The following is a 21,879-nucleotide window of genomic DNA, read 5'->3' as shown; positions in this document are numbered from 1 at the left end:
TGGTATATTAGGCGGCTTCGTTTGCCCGAGGTTTGGGCAGTATCCGGAAAGGCCCGAACATCACTATGACCGACGTGTCAGATTACATCGTAGACCTGCAGAACGTGACCTTTCGGCGCGGCCAGCGAGTCATCTTTGATGGCGTGGATATTCGTATCCCGCGTGGCAAGGTGACCGGCATCATGGGGCCGTCCGGCTGCGGCAAGACCACCCTGCTGAGGTTGATCGGTGCCCAACTGCGGCCGGACAGCGGCTCTATCTGGGTCAACGGGCGCAATATTCCGGAGCTCAGCCGCGAACAGCTGTTTTCGGCGCGTCAGGACATGGGCATGCTGTTTCAAAGCGGTGCGTTGTTTACCGATTTGAGCGTGTTTGAAAACGTCGCCTTCCCGTTGCGCGTGCATACCGATTTGCCGGAAGACATGATTCGCGACATCGTGCTGCTCAAGTTGCAGGCCGTCGGGCTGCGTGGCGCGCGCGAGTTGATGCCGGATGAGCTGTCCGGCGGCATGAAGCGCCGGGTGGCACTGGCTCGAGCGATTGCCCTTGATCCCGAACTGATGCTCTACGACGAGCCGTTTGTTGGTCAGGATCCGATTTCCATGGGTGTGCTGGTGCGCCTGATTCGCTTGCTCAATGACGCGCTTGGGCTGTCCAGTATCGTTGTTTCCCATGACCTGGCGGAGACCGCCAGTATCGCTGACTACATTTATGTCGTCGGAGACGGGCAGGTTTTGGGGCACGGTGCGCCGGACGAGTTGATGAACTCCGATAATCCGCGCATTCGCCAGTTTATGCAGGGCGAGCCCGACGGGCCGGTGCCGTTCCACTTCCCGGCAAAAGATTATCTCAAGGACCTGATGCAGGCGGAGAAAGACGCGTGAAGGCAGTCGAGAGGTTGGTGCTGCTGGGCAGCGCGGGGCTGGACACCGTAGTGGCGCTGGGGCGCTCCGGGGTGTTTCTGATGAACGTATTGCTCGGTCGGGCCCGATTTGGCAACGGCTGGGCGTTGCTGCTCAAACAACTGCATGCGGTCGGCGTGCTGTCGCTGGCGATTATCGTCGTCTCCGGACTATTTATCGGCATGGTGCTGGCGCTGCAGGGTTACAACATTCTTGTGGGTTACGGTTCGGAGCAGGCGGTCGGTCAGATGGTCGCGCTGACGCTGCTGCGGGAGCTGGGGCCGGTGGTTACCGCGCTGCTGTTTGCGGGGCGTGCGGGGTCTGCCTTGACTGCCGAGATCGGTCTGATGAAAGCGACCGAGCAGCTGTCGAGCATGGAAATGATTGGTGTTGACCCGCTCAAATACGTTATTGCACCGCGGCTGTGGGCCGGCTTTATCTCCATGCCGCTGCTGACCATGGTCTTCTGCGTCGTTGGTATCTGGGGCGGCGCGATGGTGGCGGTGGATTGGCTGGGGGTCTACTCCGGCTCGTACTGGTCCAATATGCAGAATTCGGTCGAGTTCGTCGACGACGTGCTCAACGGCCTGATCAAGGCTGTCGTATTCGCCTTCGTCGTGACCTGGATTGCGGTATTTCAGGGCTACGACTGTGAGCCCACCTCCGAAGGTATCAGCCGGGCAACAACGCGCACCGTTGTATATGCGTCGCTGGCGGTACTGGGGCTGGACTTCATCCTTACTGCCCTGATGTTTTGATTAGCCAAGGAATCATCAAATGCGTACCCGTAATCTGGAATTGACCGTCGGCGTATTTATTCTGGCCGGTGTGCTGGCGCTGGCGGTGCTGGCGCTGCGTGTGGCCGGGCTGACGCCGGGCAGTGCCGGTAGCACCTACAGCGTGCACGCTTATTTCGACAATGTGGCCGGGTTGACGCCGCGCGCGAAAGTGACCATGTCGGGTGTGACCATTGGTCAGGTGACAGCCATCGAGTTCGACAAGAATCGCTACAGTGCGCGGGTGGACATGGCGATCGACAGCGAGGTCGATACGCTGCCTGCCGACAGCACAGCCTCTATCTTGACCGCCGGCTTGCTTGGCGAGAAGTACATCGGTATCTCGGTGGGCGGTGAAGAGGATCTGCTGGTCGACGGCAGCGAGATCTACGATACCCAGTCTGCACTGGTGCTTGAGGAACTGATCGGCCGGTTCCTGCTCAATACGGTAAGCAAGGAAGACTGATCCCGGTCGGCCTCAGAGGAGAAATAACATGCGCCCCCTTATCAATGCCTTTTTTGCCCTGGGTCTGCTGCTGCCGACCCTGGCTTTCGCGTCAGCCACCCCGCAGCAGGTCGTTGAAGATACCTCGCGCAAGGTTATGGATGTGCTCGATGCCAACCGCGAGACCTATCGAAACGATGTTGATGCGTTCACCAATGGTCTGAACGAAGTGCTGGAGCCGGTTGTTGACTTCGATGGTATCGCCCGCAGTGTAATGACTGTGCGTTACAGTCGCAGCGCAACCGATGAGCAGATGCAGCGCTTCATCGAGACATTCAAACGCAGCATGGTGCAGTTCTACGGTAACGCGCTGCTCGATTTCAAAAGCGGTGAAATCACCGTGTTGCCTGCCAACAACCGCGAGCCACGTCCGGATCGTGCCAGCGTAGACATGCAGGTCAAGGCCAACGATGGTCAGGTATACACAGCCACCTACACCATGTCCGACATCAACGGTCAGTGGAAGGTGCGTAACGTTATCGTTGAGGGTATCAACATTGGGCTGCTGTTCCGTGATCAGTTTGCCCAGGCGATGAAGACCCACAACAACGACCTGAACGCGGTGATCGACAATTGGGGTTCGGTTGTGGCCAAGTCCCGCGACGTTGCCGCACAAGAGGTTCAGCAGTGAGCGACGCTGGTCTGCAAGCAGATGCTGAGGGTGTCGTGCGGCTCAGTGGTGTGGTCGATTTTGAATCTGCTGGCGCCTTGCGTGATGGGTTTCAGCAGGCTGCAGCCAGCGGACAAGGCCCACTGGTCCTAGATATGTCTCAGGTAACACAGGCCAACAGTGTTGGCCTGTCGTTGATTCTGCGTGCCGCCGAACACTGCCAGCAGCAGGGCCGACAGCTGCAGCTGCGGGCGGTTCCTGCCGGGCTGCAGAGCATTGCCCGGGTCTGTGGACTGGATGCCTGGCTGGTCGAGGCTGAGCGCGCGCAGGCCAATTAGTTTTCAGGGGTTTTGCCAGAGCAAGACGCCGCAAGGAGTAATCAGTAATGCAATCGAATGAAGTGAAGGCGCTGATCGAGTCCAGCCTGGAAGACGCCAGGGTTGAAGTCGAGGGCGAGGGCTGCAACTTTCAGCTCAACGTGATCAGCGATACGCTGGCTGCACTGTCCCCGGTGAAGCGCCAGCAGCAGATCTATTCGCTGCTGAATGAATATATTGCTGACGGCCGGATTCACGCCGTTACCATGAAGTTTTACACCCAAGAGGCCTGGGCGTCGCGCGCCTGAGGTCTGGAGTACGTACCGCGTATGGACAAACTGATCATCACCGGCGGCAATCGCCTGGATGGGGAAATCCGGATTTCCGGGGCCAAGAACTCGGCCCTGCCGATCCTCGCTGCCACGCTGCTGGCGGATGAGCCTGTTGTTATTTCCAATCTGCCGCATTTGCACGACATTACCACCATGATCGAGCTGTTCGGTCGCATGGGCGTGCTGCCGGTCATTGACGAGCGTCTGGGTGTTGAGGTCGATCCGACCCGCATCACCTCGCTGGTCGCACCTTACGAGCTGGTCAAGACCATGCGCGCCTCGATTCTGGTGCTCGGTCCGATGGTGGCTCACTTCGGCAAAGCTGAAGTCGCGCTGCCCGGCGGTTGTGCCATCGGCTCACGTCCGGTTGATCTGCACATCCGTGGCCTGGAGGCGATGGGCGCCACGATCATCGTTGAAGATGGTTACATCAAGGCGACAGCGCCGGAAGGCGGCCTGCGTGGTGCGCACTTCCTGTTTGATACCGTTACCGTTACCGGTACCGAGAACATTCTGATGGCGGCGACCCTGGCCCAGGGCAAGACCGTTATCGAAAACGCCGCGCGTGAACCGGAAGTGGTCGATCTGGCTGAGTGTTTGATCGCCATGGGCGCGCAGATCACCGGTCATGGTACTGATACCATCACCGTTCACGGCGTCGAGCGTCTGCACGGCGCGCGTTACTCGGTCATGCCTGATCGCATTGAAACCGGTACCTTCCTGGTTGCCGCCGCCGCCACCCGCGGGCGCGTCAAGCTGAAGGACACCGATGCCTCCATTCTTGAGTCGGTGCTGCTGAAGCTGGAAGAGGCGGGCGCTCACATCGATACCGGCAAGAACTGGATCGAGCTCGACATGAAGGGCAATCGTCCGCGCGCAGTCAATCTCAAGACGGCTCCGTACCCAGCCTTTCCGACGGACATGCAGGCGCAGTTTGTGGCCATGAATACCGTCGCCGAAGGCACCGGCACGGTGATCGAGACTATTTTCGAGAACCGCTTCATGCACGTTCAGGAAATGAACCGCATGGGCGCGCGCATCCTGGTTGAGGGCAACACCGCGATCGTGACCGGTGTCGAGCGTCTGAAGGCCGCGCCAGTGATGGCAACCGATCTGCGCGCATCAGCCAGTCTGGTCATCGCCGGCCTGGTCGCAGACGGCGATACCCTGGTTGATCGCATCTACCACATCGACCGTGGTTACGAATGTATTGAAGAGAAGCTGCAAGCCCTGGGCGGTATCATCCGCCGGGTCCCGGCCTAACAGAGAGTTTTCATGAGCCAGAGTCTGACCATTGCCCTGTCCAAGGGGCGCATTCTCGACGATACCCTGCCGCTGCTGAAAGAGGCAGGTATCGAACCGACCGAGGATCTGGAGAAAAGCCGCAAGCTGATTTTCCCGACGACCGATCCGAATGTGCGCCTGCTGATTGTGCGCGCGACCGATGTGCCGACCTACGTTGAGCACGGTGCTGCCGACCTGGGTGTGGCGGGCAAGGACGTACTGATGGAGTACGGCAGTCAGGGCCTGTATGAGCCGCTGGATCTGAAGATCGCGGTCTGCAAGCTGATGACCGCCGGCCCGGTCGATGCGCCGGAGCCGACAGGTCGCCTCAAGGTCGCGACCAAGTTCGTCAATGTCGCGCGCCGCTATTACGCTGAGCAGGGCCGTCAGGTCGATGTCATCAAGCTCTATGGCTCGATGGAGTTGGCGCCGCTGGTAGGGCTGGCTGACAAGATCATCGATGTGGTCGACACCGGTAATACGCTCAAGGCCAACGGCCTGGAGCCGCAGGAGCTGATCGCACACATCAGTTCGCGCTTGATCGTCAACAAGGCTTCGATGAAGATGAAGCATGCCCGCATCAAGACCCTGATCGATCAACTGGCCGCTGCAGTTGAACGTCGTAACACCTGAGCCCGTTTTCGAGTAACCCGCTCCCTGAATCGTTGAAGGTATCGCTATGAGTACGCCGCTGAAAATCGCCCGTCTGAACGCCAATCAGAGCGATTTTGCCCAGCATCTGGATGCCCTGCTGGCCTGGGAAGGTGTCTCTGACAAGGCGGTCAACGACCGGGTTGAGGAAATCATCGCAGCAGTGCGTTCCAGCGGCGACGCTGCGCTGGTCGAATACACCGAGCGCTTTGACGGTCTGTCGGTGAGCGGCATGGCTGATCTGACGTTGGGTCGCGCGCGCCTGGAGCTGGCCCTGGAGCGCATTACGCCAGAGCAGCGCACGGCGCTGGAAGTGGCCGCCGAGCGCGTACGCAGCTATCACGAGCACCAGCGTCAGGACTCCTGGCGTTACACCGAAGCCGATGGCACCGTGCTCGGGCAGCAAATCACCCCGTTGGATCGTGTTGGTCTGTATGTGCCGGGCGGCAAAGCCTCCTATCCGTCCTCTGTACTGATGAACGCAATTCCGGCCAAGGTTGCCGGCGTACCGGAAGTGGTGATGGTAGTGCCGACGCCGCGTGGTGAAATCAACGAACTGGTGTTGGCTGCGGCCTGTCTGGCAGGTGTTGATCACGTCTTTACTATCGGTGGCGCGCAGGCCGTTGCGGCACTGGCGTATGGCACCGAGACTGTGCCGCAGGTCGACAAGATCGTCGGCCCCGGCAATATCTACGTCGCTACCGCCAAGCGTGCGGTATTCGGTCAGGTTGGAATCGACATGATCGCTGGCCCGTCTGAAATTCTGGTGGTCTGCGACGGTCAGACCGACCCGGACTGGATCGCCATGGACCTGTTCTCGCAGGCCGAGCACGATGAAGATGCTCAATCGATTCTGCTGTCGCCAGATGCCGAGTTCCTGGATGCCGTCGAGGCCAGCCTGAATCGCCTGCTCGGTGAGCTGGAGCGTGATGCCATCGTGCGAGTTTCGCTGGAAAACCGCGGCGCACTGATCAAGGTCGATGATCTGGAGCAGGCCTGCGTGCTGGCCAACCGCATTGCGCCCGAGCACCTTGAATTGTCGGTTGCTGATCCTGAAGCGCTGCTGCCTAAGATTCGCCACGCCGGCGCGATTTTCATGGGGCGCTTCACTCCTGAGGCGCTGGGCGACTACTGCGCCGGCCCGAACCACGTGCTGCCGACCTCCGGCACCGCACGGTTCTCGTCGCCGCTCGGCGTTTATGACTTTCAGAAGCGCTCGTCGATCATCTTCTGTTCGCCTGAGGGTGCCTCCGAGCTGGGCAAGACGGCATCCGTGCTGGCCCGCGGCGAGAGCCTGACCGCGCACGCGCGTAGCGCCGAGTACCGAATCAAAGACTGATCTCTACCCTGATTGGGGCGACCTTTCGGTCGCCCCGTCTCACATCAGCGCACGCTGACGCTGCGCATCTGGAGTGTCCCGTGAGTCGTTTCTGGAGCCCCTTCGTCAAAGACCTGGTGCCGTATGTGCCGGGTGAGCAACCCAAGGTTGAAAACCTGGTGAAGCTCAACACCAATGAAAATCCCTTCGGCCCGTCGCCGCTGGTGGTAGACGCCATTCAGGCCGAACTGAATGACAGTCTGCGCCTGTACCCGGCGCCGAATGCCGATGCACTGAAGGACGAAGTCGCCCGCTACTACGGCGTGCAGCAGTCGCAGGTGTTTGTCGGTAATGGCTCTGATGAAGTGCTTGCGCACATTTTTCATGGCCTGTTCCAGCACGGTAAGCCGGTGCTGTTCCCGGACATTACCTACAGTTTCTATCCGGTCTATTGCGGTCTCTATGGTATCGAGGCCGCGCCGCAGCCGCTGCGTGACGATTTCACCATTGATACTGCGGATTACGCTCAGCCCAACGGCGGCGTCATTTTCCCTAACCCGAATGCGCCGACTGGCGTTGGCCTGCCTCTGTCGGAGATCGAGCTGATTCTGGCTGCCAATCCGGACTCGGTAGTGGTGGTGGATGAAGCCTACGTCGACTTCGGCGGAGAGACAGCTATCGCGCTGGTTGATCGTTACCCGAACCTGCTGGTTACTCAGACCCTGTCCAAGTCGCGCTCACTGGCCGGCTTGCGGGTGGGGCTGGCGGTAGGGCACCCGGATCTGATCGAGGCGCTGGAGCGGATCAAGAACAGCTTCAATTCCTATCCGCTGGACCGCCTAGCCATCGTAGGTGCGGTTGCTGCATTCAAGGACCAGAGCTGGTTTGATCAGACCCGACAGGCGGTCATGCGCAGCCGTGATGCGTTGAGCGTCGCGCTGGGCGAGCGTGGTTTTGAGGTGCTGCCGTCGCAGGCTAACTTCGTGTTTGCGCGTCACACCAGCCGCGATGCTGCCGAGCTGGCCCAAGGTCTGCGTGAGCAAAAGGTGATTGTGCGTCACTTCAAACTGCCGCGTATCGATCAGTTCCTGCGTATCACCATCGGCACCGAAGCACAGAACGCCGCCCTGCTGGCAGCGTTGGATACCCTGCTTTAAGTTCGGAACGACGGGCGAACCCCAACTTCAGCCTTGAAGCTTGCGGGTTCGCCGTTGCGCAGCACATCGAGTCGAATGCTGTCACCGGGCTTGGCCCGCGCGACCTGATTCATTGCCTGGCGACCGCTGGTAGCAGGCTCGCCGTCGATCTTCAGAATCACATCACCCGGCAGCAAACCGGCGTTCCAGGCTGGCCCGTTGCGGTACAGGCTGGCAACCACGATACCCTGACTGACATCCAGGCCGAACGATTCGGCCAACTCCGGCGTCAACGGTTGCACTTCCACTCCCAGCCAGCCGCGGATCACGTGACCGTGCTGGATGATCGCCTGCATCACCTCGACAGCCAGCCGTACCGGAATGGCAAAGCCGATACCCTGCGCTGCGCCGGATTGGGAGAAGATCGCAGTATTGATGCCAATCAGATTGCCCTCGGCGTCGACCAGCGCGCCACCCGAGTTGCCCTGATTGATGGCCGCGTCGGTCTGAATAAAGTCTTCGTAGGTATTTAGACCCAGCTGGTTACGCCCGGTCGCACTGATGATGCCCATGGTGACGGTCTGACCGAGACCGAAGGGGTTGCCGATGGCCATGACGACGTCGCCGATGCGCTGCTCGTCGCGGGAATCGATGGTGATTGCGGGGAGGTTGGGCAGGTCGATCTTCAGTACTGCCAGATCGGTTTCGGGATCGGTACCGATCAGCGTGGCCAGCGCTTCGCGGCCGTCCTTGAGTGCTACCAGAATCTCATCGGCTCCAGCGATTACGTGGTTGTTGGTCAGCAGATAGCCGTCCGGATTGAGAATAACGGCTGAGCCCAGACTGGATTGACGGCGCGCCGGTGCGGGCAAGCTGTCGGCGTAGTCGCGTAATGAACCGTCGGCCCCGGGTTCAACCGCCTTGCTGGTATAGATGTTGGCAACGGCAGGGGAGGCGCGTTCGACGCCACGGCTATAGGACACCAGGCCCATGTTGGACCGGGGCGCAGAGACTTCGCGCAGGACGATATCGTGGGCGGGCAGGCCAATCCATTGGGGGAACTGCTGAATGATCAGCAGAGCCAGCAGGATGCCGCAGACAACCGGCCATCCCATCGCGCGTGACAGTTCTCTCATCAAAACCCTACCCGTCTTCTGTGCTGGCCGTCGCCGACCGGTGTGAGCGGCATTATACGGGCTCACACCGGATTCTGCAGGGCATTGGTGACATCCTTGTAACCGTTCAGCGGAGGCCGGACAATGGATGCCTTTTTCAACCGACACCGCCGGAGGCACCATGGTCGATCGCGATGCGCTGATTCGCTACTGCAACGAGCTGCTCGATAGCGGCAGTTTTCAGGATTACTGCCCCAATGGCCTGCAGGTTGAAGGTCGTACCGAGATTCGTCGGATCGTTAGTGGCGTGACTGCAAGTCAGGCGCTGGTCGATGCCGCGGTAGCTGCCCAAGCGGATCTGTTGCTGGTGCACCACGGGTATTTTTGGCGTGGCGAATCGGCTGCCGTTGTCGGTGTCAAACAGCGCCGGTTGAAAGCCCTGCTGCAGAACGACATCAATCTGGTGGCTTACCACCTGCCGCTCGATGTGCACGCTGAGTTGGGTAACAACGTGCAACTGGCCCGACTGATGGGGTGGCAGGTCAGCGGAGGTCTTGAGCCAGATAATCCGCGCTCGGTGGGGTTGGCTGGCGAGTTGGCTCAACCTTGCTCCGGCGAGGAGCTGGCAGCGTTGCTGAGCGCGCGGTTGCAGCGCGATCCATTGTTTGTCGCCGGTCATGATCGTCCGGTGAAGCGCATCGCCTGGTGCACCGGTGCAGCACAGGGATATATCGACAAGGCCATCGCGCTGGGCGTGGATGCGTTTGTCACCGGTGAGGTCTCCGAGCCGACTGTGCATGCAGCGCGGGAAAATGGCATCCACTTCTACGCCGCCGGTCATCACGCTACCGAGCGTTACGGCGCCAAAGCGCTGGGCGAGCACTTGGCGGCGACCTTTGGCCTTGAGCATCAGTTCATCGACATCGACAACCCGGTGTAGGTGGAGGAGGCTCCGGCAGGCTGCACATTTTTCATATGTATATAGCCGAAGGTTCTTGATCGGCCGCTTATTATAAGAAACTCCCTTTGCTACAATGCCCGCCAGTCGAATTGGGCCTTGCGGCCGCTAGCCATTCAACGTGAGTACACCATGCTGGAAAAACTGACCCATCTGAAGCAACTGGAAGCGGAAAGCATCCACATCATCCGTGAAGTGGCTGCCGAGTTCCAGAACCCGGTCATGCTCTACTCGATCGGTAAAGACTCCGCCGTGATGCTGCATCTGGCGCGCAAGGCCTTCTATCCGGGCCGTCTGCCTTTCCCGGTCCTGCACGTGGATACCGGCTGGAAATTCCAGGCGATGTACGAATTCCGCGAGAAGATGGTCAAGGAAATGGACCTCGACCTGCTGGTGCACATGAACCCGGAAGGTGTCGCTCAGGGCGTTAACCCCTTCACCCACGGCAGTGCTGTGCACACCGACGTGATGAAGACCCAGGGTCTGAAGCAGGCGCTGGACAAGTATGGTTTCGACGCTGCTTTCGGCGGCGCGCGCCGTGACGAAGAGAAGTCCCGCGCCAAGGAGCGCGTGTACTCCTTCCGTGACAAGCATCATCGCTGGGACCCGAAAAACCAGCGTCCGGAACTGTGGAACATCTACAACGGCAAGGTGCACAAGGGCGAGAGCATTCGCGTATTCCCGCTGTCCAACTGGACCGAGCTGGACATTTGGCAATACATCTATCTGGAAAGCATTCCGATTGTTCCGCTGTATTTCGCCGCTGAGCGTCCGGTTGTCGAGTACAACGGCTCGCTGATCATGGTCGACGACGACCGCATGCCGCTGGATGGCAAGACGCCGGAAATGAAGATGGTACGCTTCCGTACTCTGGGTTGTTACCCGCTGACGGGGGCGGTTGAATCCAGCGCCGCCACGCTGCCGGAAATTATTCAGGAAATGCTGCTGACCAAAACCTCCGAGCGTCAGGGCCGCGTCATTGACCATGACTCCGCCGGCTCGATGGAAGAGAAGAAGCGTCAGGGCTACTTCTGATCAGGTGGCCCGCAGGGGCCGCTTGGCAGCACAGACAATTACGGCCCGCGCGGCGCGCGGGACAGCTTGGAACATACACTGGTCGGCAGCCTAGAGCGGCGGCCAGTAGCAAAGAGTCGAGAACACAACGATGTCTCACCAATCCGATCTGATCAGCCAGGACATCCTGGCGTACCTGAGCCAGCACGAACGCAAGGAACTGCTGCGCTTTTTGACCTGCGGTAACGTCGACGATGGCAAGAGCACCCTGATCGGGCGCCTGCTGCACGACTCCAAGATGATCTATGAAGATCATATGGAAGCCATTACCCGTGACTCCAAGAAGTCCGGCACCACTGGCGAAGAAGTGGATCTGGCGTTGCTGGTTGACGGTCTGCAGGCCGAGCGCGAGCAGGGCATCACCATCGATGTTGCCTACCGCTACTTCTCTACCGCCAAGCGTAAGTTCATCATCGCCGACACCCCCGGCCATGAGCAGTACACCCGCAACATGGCGACCGGTGCGTCTACCTGCGATCTGGCTATCATCCTGATCGATGCCCGTTACGGCGTGCAGACTCAGACCAAGCGCCACAGCTTTATTGCATCCTTGCTGGGCATCAAGCACATCGTGGTTGCGGTCAACAAGATGGACCTGATGGACTTTGATCAGACCGTCTACGACAAGATTCGCGAGGACTACCTGCAGTTTGCCAGCGGCCTGGAGCTGCTCGACGGCGACAAGGTGCAGTTCGTACCGATGTCTGCCCTCAAGGGCGACAACGTGGTCAACCGCAGCGAGCGCAGCCCGTGGTACACCGGCCCGTCGCTGATGGAAATTCTCGAAACCGTCGAGATCGCCAGCGATCGCAATACCACTGACCTGCGTTTCCCGGTTCAGCTGGTAACTCGCCCGAACCTGAACTTCCGCGGCTTCGCCGGTACCGTCGCTTCTGGCGTCGTGCGCAAGGGCGATGAGCTGACCGTCCTGCCGTCCGGCAAGGGCAGCCGCGTCAAATCCATCGTTACCTTCGATGGTGAGCTGGAAGAGGCGGGTCCGGGGCAGGCCGTTACCCTGACGCTGGAAGACGAGATCGATATCTCCCGTGGTGACATGCTGTGCCACGCAGACAATCGCCCGCTGATCGGTGATCAGTTCGACGCGACGCTGGTGTGGATGGCCGAGCAGCCAATGCAGCCTGGCCGCAAATACGACATCAAGCGCGCTACCAGTTACAGCCCGGCGTCCTTCACCCGTATTCAGCACCGTATCGACGTCAACACCCTTGAGCAGCAGCCTGCTGCGCAGTTGGCGCTGAACGAAATCGGCCGGGTGCAGGTCGCACTGGAGCGCCCGATCGCCTTTGACGACTACCAGAGCAACCACACCTCCGGTGCATTTATCGTCATCGATCGGATGACCAATGGCACCGTTGGCGCGGGCATGATCGTCGCCAAGGCGCAGGACGGTCAGAACACCAGTGGCAGCCACCACGGCCGTTTGGCCCACGTGACCGCGACTGAGCGTGCGGAGCGCTTCGGTCAGGAGCCGGTTACCGTGCTGTTCACCGGCCTCTCCGGTTCGGGCAAGAGCAGCATTGCGTATGCATTGGAGCGCAAGCTGTTTGATGGCGGTCGCGCCTGCTACGTGCTGGACGGCAAGGTGCTGCGTCAGGACCTGAGCAAAGGCTTGGCGATGGACGCTGCCGGCCGTGCCGAGAACCTGCACAAGGGCGCGCGCATCGCTCGCCAGATGAACGAAGCGGGTCTGATCGCGATTGGTGCCTTCGTCGCGCCGACCGAAGAGAGCCGCGCTACCGCGCGTCACATCCTTGGCGACCGCTGCCTGCTGGTTCACCTGAACACACCGCTGGACGTGTGCCAGCAGCGTGACCCGTCCGGTATCTACGCGGCCAACGTCGAAGGCACCATCCCCGGTGTGTCCTTCCCGTATGAAGCGCCGACCGATGCCGACCTGGTCCTCAACACTGCCGAGCTGGATCTGGAAGGCTGCGTTGAGCAGGTAGTGGGTCTGCTGCGTGAGCGCAAGCTGATCTAATCAGTGATCGAAAAGGGCACGCTATGACGCCAGCTGACATCGACTTTATGCGGCTGGCGCTGGCCGAAGCCCGACTGGCTGCCGAGCGGGGCGAAGTCCCGGTTGGCGCCGTGCTGGTTCAAAACGGGCAGGTGATCGGTCGGGGCTTTAACCAGCCGATCACCAGTCTCGACCCCAGTGCCCACGCCGAAATGGTTGCCATCCGTCAGGCCGCAACGGCCATGCAGAATTATCGGCTACCCGGCACCACCCTGTACGTCACCCTCGAACCCTGCACCATGTGTTCTGGCCTGCTGGTCCACAGCCGCATTGCGCGTCTGGTATACGGCGCCAGTGAGCCGCGTTCCGGCGCTGTTGCCAGCCGCAGTCAGGTGCTGGATCAGCCGTGGATGAATCACCGCATGCAGGTTGAAGGCGGCGTGTTGGCCGAGGAGTGCGGGGAGTTGTTGACACGGTTCTTTCGCGAGAAGCGCAGCAAGCCGGCTGAAAGCTGAAACGCTTTCGACTCTGCTTATCTGAGGTTCAAACCCCGTCCGGCAACTGTTCCAGAATGCCCGGAGCGTGATATTGCTCGGCCGGTTGCTGGCGCGACTCGGACTGCGGCTGGGTGACCCATTGCAGAATGTCGTAGTAGCGGCGGATGTTCTGCACATAGTGCACCGGTTCCGAGCCGCGGGCGTAGCCGTAGCGCGTCTTGCTGTACCACTGTTTTTTCTGCAACAGCGGTAGAAAGTCTTTCACATCAATCCAGCGATTCGGATCGCGACCGCCCTCGGCGGTCAGCTTGCGCGCATCGTCCAGGTGACCCAGGCCGACGTTGTAAGCCGCCAGCGCAAACCAGGTGCGGTCAGGCTCTGGAATATCGGCGGGAATCTGGTCGCGTACCCAGATTAGATAACGCGCGCCACCGTTGATGCTCTGCTGCGGATCGACCCGGTTGGTCACACCGACGAATTTTGCGGTGGGCAGGGTCAGCATCATCAGCCCACGCACACCAGTCGCCGAGCGCGCGTCCGGGTCCCAAAGTGATTCCTGATAACTCATGGCGGCCAGCAAGCGCCAATCCAGTCCATTTTGATCACCAGCCTGGCGCAGGAAGGTTTCATAGCGCGGCAAGCGTGATTGCATGTGCCGAGCGAAGGCGCGGGCACCCACGTAATCGAGTACGTCGGAGTGGCCGTAGAAGCGCTCGATCAACTGGTCCAGTGTGCCGTCGTCCTTGATGCTGGCGAAGAAGGTGTTAACTGCGTCCAGCAGGGTGGTGTCTGCGTATTCGCGCAGGGCCCACGCCATCGGCTGACTGTCACCAAGATCGAAGGCGACACTGACAGCGGGGTAGAACGCCTGATTGACTACCAACTCGTTGGAGTAGACCACCGCACTGTCGATCTCGCCGTCGTTGACCATGCGTAGCAGGTCTACCACCTCGACGTTGTCGGATTCTTCGAAGGTCAGCTCTGGATGGGTAGCCTGCAGGTCGCGTAGCTGGTCGGCCAGGGTGCTGCCCTTGAGCACCATCAGGCGTTTGTCGTACAGCTCTTCCAGGCTCCGCGGCTTGCGGCTGCCGCGGCGATAGACTACCTGCGGGATGACATCGAGGTAGGGCGTCGCGAAGCGTACCTGCTCGCTGCGGGCCGGGTTGATGGTCAGCCCGGCAGCGGCTAGTTGCGGGCCGTCGGCGCTGCTCAGTTGCTGGTAGAGGCTATCGACGGTATCGGCGGTCTGCATGTCGAGCGATACGCCCAAGCTGTCGGCGAAGCGCTTGGCTAATTCGTATTCCAGACCAGTGTCGCCGTTGCGATCCTGATAGAAGGTGGTTGGCGTGTTGCGGGTGATCACCCGCAGCGAACCCGCCTCCTGAATCTGCTCCAGTTGACTGCTTTGCTCACAGGCGGCCAATAGAACAGCGCAGAGCGCGGTGGCCAGAGCCTTGAAACGGAGAGGACGAAAGGCTGGTCGATGCATGGCGCCAGTATAGGCAAAAGCGCGCTGCGGCAATAGTCGTCAGCGTAATCGGCGCGGCTGGTCGGACGGCTGCGCTCGGCATGGCTCAACAGGCCCTGTTGGGGTATCCTATGCGCCTCTTTTTTCCCACTGTTCGCATCTCCGAGGCCGATACCGACATGCATATCCTGCGTGGAGCCCCAGCCCTTTCCGATTTTCGTCGTACCAAGTTGCTCGCCAAGCTGCAAAGCCGCCTTGCCGGAGTGACCGGGGTATACGCCGAGTTTATGCATTTCGCCGAGCTGAGCGCTGATCTGGACGAGCAGTCCGCACAGGTTCTTGATCGTCTGCTGCGCTACGGCCCCTCCGTTCCGGTTGAAGAGCCAGCGGGGGCGCTGGTGCTGGTGGTGCCGCGTTTCGGCACTATCTCGCCCTGGTCCAGCAAGGCGACCGACATCGCCCGCAACTGCGGTCTGAGTCAGGTGCTGCGTCTGGAGCGTGGTATCGCCTATTACGTCAGTGGCCAACTGTCGGCTGACGATCGCAAGGTTCTGGTTGCCGAGCTGCACGACCGCATGACCGAGCTGGCGCTGGATGACCTGCAGGCCGCCGCCGCGCTGTTTGCGCACACCGAGCCCAAGCCGTTCCAGCGTGTCGACATCCTGGCCGGTGGCCGTGATGCGCTGGTTGAAGCCAACAGCAGCCTGGGTCTGGCGCTCGCCGAAGACGAGATCGACTATCTGGTTGAAAGCTTCACCGGCCTTGGCCGCAACCCGAGCGACGTTGAACTGATGATGTTCGCCCAGGCCAACTCCGAGCATTGCCGTCACAAGATCTTCAATGCCAGCTGGGATATCGACGGTCAGGCGCAGGACAAGAGCCTGTTCGGCATGATCAAGAACACCTATCAGATGCACAGCGAAGGCGTGTTGTCTGCCTATAAGGACAACGCCGCGGTGATCGAAGGTTTCACCGCCGGCCGTTTCTTCCCGGTGCCGGGCAGCAACGAGTACCGCGCCCACGAAGAGCCGGTGCACATCCTGATGAAGGTGGAAACCCACAACCACCCGACCGCGATTGCCCCGTTCCCGGGCGCGTCCACCGGTTCCGGTGGCGAGATTCGTGACGAAGGCGCAACCGGTATCGGCGGCAAGCCGAAGGCCGGCCTGACTGGTTTTACCGTGTCCAACCTGCGTATTCCGGGCTTCGTTCAGCCGTGGGAAGAAGACAACGGCAAGCCTTCGCGCATCGTGACTCCGCTGCAGATCATGATCGAAGGCCCGCTCGGTGGTGCCGCGTTCAACAACGAATTCGGTCGTCCGAACCTGAACGGCTACTTCCGTACCTTCGAAACCACTATCGACTCGCCCCGCGGCCCGGAAACCCGTGGTTACCACAAGCCGATCATGATCGCCGGCGGCATGGGCAACATTCGCGCAACTCACGTCGAGAAGTCCGACATCCCGGTTGGCGCCAAGCTGATCGTGCTCGGTGGCCCGGCGATGCTGATCGGTCTGGGCGGAGGCGCGGCTTCTTCCATGGCTACCGGTGCCAGCGCCGAGGACCTGGACTTTGCCTCCGTACAGCGCGAAAACCCGGAAATGGAGCGCCGCTGTCAGGAAGTTATCGACCGCTGCTGGCAGCTGGGCGACAAGAACCCGATCGCCTTTATCCACGACGTGGGCGCGGGCGGTTTGTCCAACGCCTTCCCGGAACTGGTCAACGACGGTGGCCGTGGCGGTCGCTTCGAGCTGCGTAACGTACCGAACGACGAGCCGGGCATGAGCCCGCTGGAAATCTGGTCCAACGAATCCCAGGAACGCTACGTGATGGCCGTGCCGAACGCCGATTTCGAGCGTTTCGAAGCCATCTGTCAGCGTGAGCGTTGCCCCTTCGCTGTGGTCGGCGAGGCGACCGAAGAGCAACTGCTGGTGCTCAACGACACCCACTTCGACAACCAGCCGGTCGACATGCCGCTGTCGGTCCTGCTTGGCAAGCCGCCGCGTATGCACCGCAGCGTCGAGCGCGAAGCCGAGCAGGGCGACGACTTCAGCGCCAACGAACTGAACCTGAGTGACGCCGCTGAACGCGTCCTGCGTTTGCCGGCGGTTGCCAGCAAGCAGTTCTTGATCACCATCGGCGACCGCAGCATCACTGGCATGGTTACCCGCGACCAGATGGTTGGTCCGTGGCAGGTGCCGGTGGCCGATTGCGCCGTCACCTCTACCAGCTTCGACGTTAACACCGGTGAAGCCATGGCCATGGGTGAGCGCACGCCGCTGGCGCTGCTCAACGCCCCGGCCTCTGGCCGCATGGCGGTTGCAGAAACCGTCACCAACCTGGCTGCCGCGCGCATCGAGAAACTGTCGGACATCAAACTGTCTGCCAACTGGATGTCGGCTGCCGGTCATCCGGGTGAAGACGCGCGTTTGTACGACACCGTCAAGGCGGTTGGTATGGAGCTGTGCCCCGAGCTGGGCATCACCATTCCGGTCGGCAAAGACTCCATGTCCATGAAGACCCGCTGGGACGAGTCTGGCAAAGAGAAGTCGGTTACCTCGCCGCTGTCGCTGATCGTCACTGGCTTTGCGCCGGTGCAGGACGTGCGCGCCACCCTGACCCCGCAGCTGCGTCTGGATCACGGTGCCACCGACTTGATTTTGATCGATCTGGGTCGTGGTCAGAACCGTCTGGGCGGTTCCGCGCTGGCGCAGGTCTACAACAAGATCGGTCAGCAGGTACCGGATCTGGATGACGCTGAAGACCTCAAGGCCTTCTTCGCCGTGATTCAGGGCCTGAACCAGGACGAACTGCTGCTCGCCTACCACGACCGTTCCGACGGTGGCCTGTTCACCACCCTGACCGAGATGGCCTTCGCCGCTCGCTGCGGCCTGAACATCAACCTCGACGTACTGGCGCAGGATGCCAGCGCGCTGGCCGAGGTGCTGTTCAACGAAGAACTGGGTGCGGTCATTCAGGTTTCTCAGGACGACACCGAAGAAGTCCTCGCGCAGCTGTCTGCCGCTGGTCTGGGCGACTGCAGCGCAGTAATCGGCCAGCCGAGCAGTGAGCAGAGCATCCGCTTCGAGTTCAACGGCAAGCCGGTTCTGGAAAACACCCGCGCCGTTTGGCAACAGGCCTGGAGCGAAACCAGCTGGCAGATCCAGCGCCTGCGTGACAACGCCGAGTGCGCCGATCAGGAATTCGAGAACATCGCCGACGACGCCAACCCGGGTCTGCACGCGCTGCTCAGCTTCGATATCAACGAAGACGTTGCCGCACCGGCCATCAGCAAGGGCGTTCGCCCCCGCGTTGCCATCCTGCGTGAGCAGGGCGTCAACGGCCAGGTCGAGATGGCGGCGGCGTTCAATCGTGCGGGCTTCAGCGCGGTCGATGTGCACATGAGCGACATTCTCAGTGGCCGCGTTGACCTGACCGATTTCCGTGGTCTGGTCGCCTGCGGTGGTTTCTCCTACGGCGACGTTCTCGGCGCTGGTGAGGGTTGGGCCAAGTCGATCCTGTTCAACAGCATCGCCCGCGAAGCCTTCACCGCGTTCTTCGCTCGCCCCGACACCTTCGCCCTCGGCGTGTGCAACGGCTGTCAGATGCTCTCCAACCTGCGTGAGCTGATTCCGGGCAGCGACCACTGGCCGCGCTTTGTGCGCAACCGCTCCGAGCAGTTCGAGGCGCGGGTTGCCATGGTTGAAGTCCAGCCATCACCGTCGATCTTCCTCAATGGCATGGTTGGCAGCCGTCTGCCGATCGCCATCGCCCACGGTGAAGGTCACGCCGAGTTTGCCAACAGCGCAGCGGTCGATGCCTGTGAAGCCGCCAACGCGGTTGCCCTGCGTTACGTCGACAACCGTGGCCGCATGACCGAACGCTACCCAGCCAACCCGAACGGCTCGCCGCGTGGTATTACCGGTCTGACCACCCGCGACGGCCGCGTCACCATCATGATGCCGCACCCCGAGCGCGTGTTCCGCGCCGTGCAGAACTCCTGGCATCCGGATGACTGGAGCGAAGACGGCGGCTGGATGCGGATGTTCCGTAACGCCCGCGCCTGGATCGGTTAAACCACCTGCGCAGTAAACAACAGCCCCGGCCTCGTGCCGGGGTTTTTGTTGCACGGGTTGATGCGGCTCAGTACTTGTTGGCGCACTGTCACACAGACCCGTCGCGGTGCCTGAGCGTGCCTTGGCCTACACTGGGGCGCACGGCGTGGATTGTCTGTTGCGGATGCCGCAGGCTGACAAGGCCGTGTCTGGCACATGATCAGGAGAGGGTTATGGATAACGAGCAGGTAGACCTTGCCGGTGCGCTGGCGCAGGGCTGGTGGATTCTGTTGTTGCGAGGTGTCTCAGCGATCGCCTTTGCCGTGCTGGCCTGGTGGCAGCCGGCACTGACGCTGGCGGCGCTGGTGTTGCTGTTTGGCGCCTACGTGCTTGCTGATGGCGTGCTCGGGGTCTGGGCTGCGTTCAGAGGCCGTGAGCAGAACCGGCATTGGTGGATACTGCTGTTGTGGGGGCTGGTTGGCATCGTCGCGGGCTTGGCGACGTTTGTGGTGCCGGGGCTGACGGCACTGATTCTGCTGTTCTATATCGCCGCTTGGGCCATCGCCAGCGGTGTACTGCAGCTCTTCACCGCTATCCGGCTGCGCAAACAGATTCAGGGTGAATTTTTGATGGGGCTTGGCGGCGTCATCTCGGTGCTGTTCGGTCTTTGCCTGATTGTCTGGCCCGGTGCCGGGGCGCTGTCCCTGATATGGCTGATCGCCTTCTGGGCCGCGTTGTTCGGTGCGCTGATGGTGGTGCTGGCGTTCAAGTTGAAGGGCATGGCGCGCTAATACTCGAGGTGGCTGTCACGCGTTAATGCCGCGCCTTGTGCCTGTGCGCCCCTGGCCGGGTGATGGACAACGGCTTTGTGGCTGGATTAGTCTCGTTTGTAGCGAAAGGCCATATCACGGGATTCTAGCTGCTTGAAGGTATCGCCAATGGAATGGAGTTGAGCTGCACAGGGTCAGCGCAGCGGACTTTGCACTCCGGCAAAGGCATTACCAAGGACATGGGTATAAATCTGCGTAGTACGCACATCGGCATGGCCAAGCAGGGTCTGCACCGTGCGAATATCACTGCCGCGGCGCAGCAGCTCAGTGGCAAAGGTGTGTCTAAAAGTGTGGCAGCCAGCTGGTTTGCCAACAGGCGCCGCACGCACAGCCCGCCTTACCGCCTTTTGCACCGCACTGACGTGCAGGTGGTGCCGCACAAAGTTGCCTTCTTCGTCTGCACACAAACCCTGAGTGGGAAACAACCACTGCCACTCCAACGACCGCGCCGCGTCAGGGTATTTGCGGCGCAGCGCATAGGGCAAGCTGGCGTCGCATTGGTAACACGCATCTTTCTCGCTCCATGCCCGTTGTATCCGCGCTCGAAGTTCACGCAGCGGTTCTATCAGCGATGTTGGCAGCAGCGTGGTGCGGTCTTTATCTCCCTTACCGCTACGCACCGTGATGATCTGGCGGTCGAAGTCGATGTCCTTGATACGCAGCCGACAGGCTTCGGCAACACGCAGCCCCGAGCCGTACATCAGCGACGCAATCAATTTGTGAGGCTCAGGCAGCAACCCGATGATCTGGGTTGCTTCAGTGTGCGTAAGCACCGTCGGTATGCGTGCAGGGCGTTTGGCTCGGACAGTCTCACCGATATCGCCCAGCGGCCGATCAAGCACCTTGCCGTAAAGAAACACCAGAGCATTGAGCGCCTGATTCTGCGTGGCGGCGGCCACATGTCGGCTGACGGCCAGCCAGGTAAGAAACTCGCTAACTTCCGCTGGCCCCATCGCCAGCGGGTGACGCATCCGGTGGTAGCGCAAGAAATAGCGAATCCAGTACCAGTAGGTCTTCTCGGTGCGAATGCTGTAGTGATTCACCCTAATGACGTTACGAAACTGTTCGCACAGGCGTGGCTTGGCTGGTGTGGTATCCATATCGCATCTGCGCTGCATGTTTGTACAGTGTTATTGGTTGCGCAAAAAGAGGAAGTCAAGCGAACACAAGCAAAGCGCGCTGGAAGGAGGGTAACCATTTGTTTTACAGAGAAAGTTTACGCATTGAATCAGCTGGCCGAGGCGTTGTTATGACGAAGTCACGAATATGCAATCATAAAGCTGTCGGTCCACTCAACTGTTATGTTTATACAGTACTCAGAGAGATGTAATTGGAAAAGGTAAAGGCATATATTTATATTTCGTTGGCTGTGATTTGTATCGTGAGTGCCTCGATATGCTGGGGAATGCCAGTAAATGAATTGTCTGGCTCAGGAGGAAAAGGCGGCATATTCGCTATAGTCCTAGTAGTGCTTTCAACCTTAATCTCTCCAGTTTTTGAGAATTATTCAATATCGGTTTGGTATGCGTTTATGGCGGTCTTGTTTGCGTTTTTGGGCTATTCAAACATTCGTAAAATTAAGCATGTATCAACATAACAAGGCGCTCAAGCTAGGACGTGCTAACGCACGCCGCTTAGCTTGGCGTTAAGTTTTACAAGGATTCAAAACTCACATGATTGAAGTAGTATCACAAAAGAACTTGTCAGAAGTACTCCCTCTTATTCGGGCATACCAGGAGTTTTATAACGTTACCGAAATATCCGATGATAGGAATTCAAAGTTCTTTTCGCAGTTTGGTGAATCGCGCCCTTCTGGTTGTCAGTTTATTTATAGAGAGGCAGGCATTGTTGTTGGGTTTGCGACAGTTTATTTTTCGTTCACAACATCAATTACTGCAAAAGTAGCTGTTTTAAATGACCTATACACCTTGCCAAATTGTCGTGGTAAAGGTATCGGTCGTCAGCTTATTGAATGCTGTCGCAGCTTTGCGGAAAAAAATGGTGCGGCTCGTTTACAGTGGGCTGCGGCAAAAACTGAGTGCAACACCTGACCTTTCCGGTACGGTGCTGCCC

General features: G+C 59.9%; 20 protein-coding genes. 17 read left to right on the top strand and 3 right to left on the bottom strand.

Features of this window, described 5'->3' with window-relative positions:
- Positions 1–65: 65 nt before the first annotated feature.
- The 10 genes from AAFM31_RS07910 (at position 66) to hisC (ending at position 7,852) form a co-directional block, all read left to right on the top strand.
- The gene (locus AAFM31_RS07910; protein ID WP_341707374.1) at positions 66–884 is read left to right on the top strand and encodes an ATP-binding cassette domain-containing protein; all 819 of its coding nucleotides are present in this window, start codon (positions 66–68) and stop codon (positions 882–884) included.
- Positions 881–1,660: a lipid asymmetry maintenance ABC transporter permease subunit MlaE gene (gene mlaE, locus AAFM31_RS07905; protein WP_341707373.1), complete on the top strand. Its 780-nt coding sequence runs from the start codon at positions 881–883 to the stop codon at positions 1,658–1,660. The genes AAFM31_RS07910 and mlaE overlap by 4 nt, the downstream gene beginning before the upstream one ends.
- Positions 1,661–1,679: 19 nt before the next feature.
- Positions 1,680–2,144 carry an outer membrane lipid asymmetry maintenance protein MlaD gene (gene mlaD / locus AAFM31_RS07900; RefSeq protein ID WP_341707372.1) on the top strand — a complete coding sequence of 155 codons (465 nt, stop codon included), beginning with the start codon at positions 1,680–1,682 and terminating at the stop codon, positions 2,142–2,144.
- A gap of 28 nt (positions 2,145–2,172) precedes the next feature.
- A complete protein-coding gene (locus AAFM31_RS07895; protein WP_341707371.1) occupies positions 2,173–2,814 on the top strand; it encodes an ABC transporter substrate-binding protein in 642 nt (213 codons plus the stop codon).
- Positions 2,811–3,131 carry an STAS domain-containing protein gene (locus tag AAFM31_RS07890; protein WP_341707370.1) on the top strand — a complete coding sequence of 107 codons (321 nt, stop codon included), beginning with the start codon at positions 2,811–2,813 and terminating at the stop codon, positions 3,129–3,131. The genes AAFM31_RS07895 and AAFM31_RS07890 overlap by 4 nt, the downstream gene beginning before the upstream one ends.
- 47 nt (positions 3,132–3,178) lie before the next feature.
- A complete protein-coding gene (locus AAFM31_RS07885) occupies positions 3,179–3,418 on the top strand; it encodes a BolA family protein (protein ID WP_341707369.1) in 240 nt (79 codons plus the stop codon).
- Positions 3,419–3,439: 21 nt separating this feature from the next.
- Positions 3,440–4,705: a UDP-N-acetylglucosamine 1-carboxyvinyltransferase gene (gene murA, locus AAFM31_RS07880; RefSeq protein ID WP_341707368.1), complete on the top strand. Its 1,266-nt coding sequence runs from the start codon at positions 3,440–3,442 to the stop codon at positions 4,703–4,705.
- Between the two features lie 12 nt (positions 4,706–4,717).
- Positions 4,718–5,359, top strand: a complete 642-nt coding sequence (gene hisG, locus AAFM31_RS07875; protein WP_341707367.1) for an ATP phosphoribosyltransferase — start codon at positions 4,718–4,720, stop codon at positions 5,357–5,359.
- A 46-nt stretch (positions 5,360–5,405) separates the two neighbouring features.
- Positions 5,406–6,716, top strand: coding sequence for a histidinol dehydrogenase (gene hisD, locus AAFM31_RS07870; RefSeq protein ID WP_341707366.1), 1,311 nt, complete (start codon positions 5,406–5,408; stop codon positions 6,714–6,716).
- Positions 6,717–6,796: 80 nt separating this feature from the next.
- Entirely contained in the window at positions 6,797–7,852 is a 1,056-nt protein-coding gene (gene hisC, locus AAFM31_RS07865) for a histidinol-phosphate transaminase (RefSeq protein WP_341707365.1), read from the top strand.
- Here hisC and AAFM31_RS07860 read toward each other — a convergent pair.
- On the bottom strand, positions 7,849–8,967 hold the full coding sequence (locus AAFM31_RS07860) for a trypsin-like peptidase domain-containing protein (RefSeq protein ID WP_341707364.1): 1,119 nt from the start codon (positions 8,965–8,967) through the stop codon (positions 7,849–7,851). The two genes, hisC and AAFM31_RS07860, sit on opposite strands and share 4 nt — an antisense overlap.
- A gap of 160 nt (positions 8,968–9,127) precedes the next feature.
- On the opposite strand from AAFM31_RS07860, the gene AAFM31_RS07855 reads away from it, so the two are divergent.
- From AAFM31_RS07855 to tadA, 4 genes are all read left to right on the top strand, one after another.
- The gene (locus AAFM31_RS07855; RefSeq protein ID WP_341707497.1) at positions 9,128–9,886 is read left to right on the top strand and encodes a Nif3-like dinuclear metal center hexameric protein; all 759 of its coding nucleotides are present in this window, start codon (positions 9,128–9,130) and stop codon (positions 9,884–9,886) included.
- A gap of 150 nt (positions 9,887–10,036) precedes the next feature.
- Entirely contained in the window at positions 10,037–10,939 is a 903-nt protein-coding gene (gene cysD, locus AAFM31_RS07850; RefSeq protein WP_088273256.1) for a sulfate adenylyltransferase subunit CysD, read from the top strand.
- A 130-nt stretch (positions 10,940–11,069) separates the two neighbouring features.
- On the top strand, positions 11,070–12,977 hold the full coding sequence (cysN, locus tag AAFM31_RS07845) for a sulfate adenylyltransferase subunit CysN (protein WP_341707363.1): 1,908 nt from the start codon (positions 11,070–11,072) through the stop codon (positions 12,975–12,977).
- Between the two features lie 23 nt (positions 12,978–13,000).
- Positions 13,001–13,471, top strand: coding sequence for a tRNA adenosine(34) deaminase TadA (gene tadA, locus AAFM31_RS07840; protein WP_341707362.1), 471 nt, complete (start codon positions 13,001–13,003; stop codon positions 13,469–13,471).
- Positions 13,472–13,499: 28 nt separating this feature from the next.
- Here the strand turns inward: tadA and mltF are convergent, their stop codons facing one another.
- Positions 13,500–14,942: a membrane-bound lytic murein transglycosylase MltF gene (gene mltF, locus AAFM31_RS07835; RefSeq protein WP_341707361.1), complete on the bottom strand. Its 1,443-nt coding sequence runs from the start codon at positions 14,940–14,942 to the stop codon at positions 13,500–13,502.
- Positions 14,943–15,100: 158 nt separating this feature from the next.
- Between mltF and purL the strand changes: the two genes are divergently transcribed.
- A complete protein-coding gene (gene purL, locus AAFM31_RS07830; RefSeq protein ID WP_341707496.1) occupies positions 15,101–18,997 on the top strand; it encodes a phosphoribosylformylglycinamidine synthase in 3,897 nt (1,298 codons plus the stop codon).
- 212 nt (positions 18,998–19,209) lie between these two features.
- Positions 19,210–19,767 (top strand): HdeD family acid-resistance protein, encoded by a 558-nt coding sequence (locus AAFM31_RS07825; RefSeq protein WP_341707360.1) that lies wholly within the window; start codon positions 19,210–19,212, stop codon positions 19,765–19,767.
- A 173-nt stretch (positions 19,768–19,940) separates the two neighbouring features.
- Here the strand turns inward: AAFM31_RS07825 and AAFM31_RS07820 are convergent, their stop codons facing one another.
- Complete coding sequence (locus AAFM31_RS07820; protein ID WP_341707359.1) at positions 19,941–20,906, bottom strand: integron integrase; 966 nt, start codon at positions 20,904–20,906, stop codon at positions 19,941–19,943.
- A 573-nt stretch (positions 20,907–21,479) separates the two neighbouring features.
- Here AAFM31_RS07820 and AAFM31_RS07815 point away from each other — a divergent pair.
- Positions 21,480–21,857, top strand: coding sequence for a GNAT family N-acetyltransferase (locus tag AAFM31_RS07815; protein ID WP_341707358.1), 378 nt, complete (start codon positions 21,480–21,482; stop codon positions 21,855–21,857).
- Positions 21,858–21,879: the final 22 nt, after the last annotated feature.

It is taken from the genome of Halopseudomonas sp. (genome assembly GCF_038130085.1).
In the GTDB taxonomy this organism is placed as follows: Bacteria; Pseudomonadota; Gammaproteobacteria; order Pseudomonadales; family Pseudomonadaceae; genus Halopseudomonas.
Note: the sequence above shows the minus strand (reverse complement) of the source record. Positions and strands in the feature narration are given on the sequence as shown.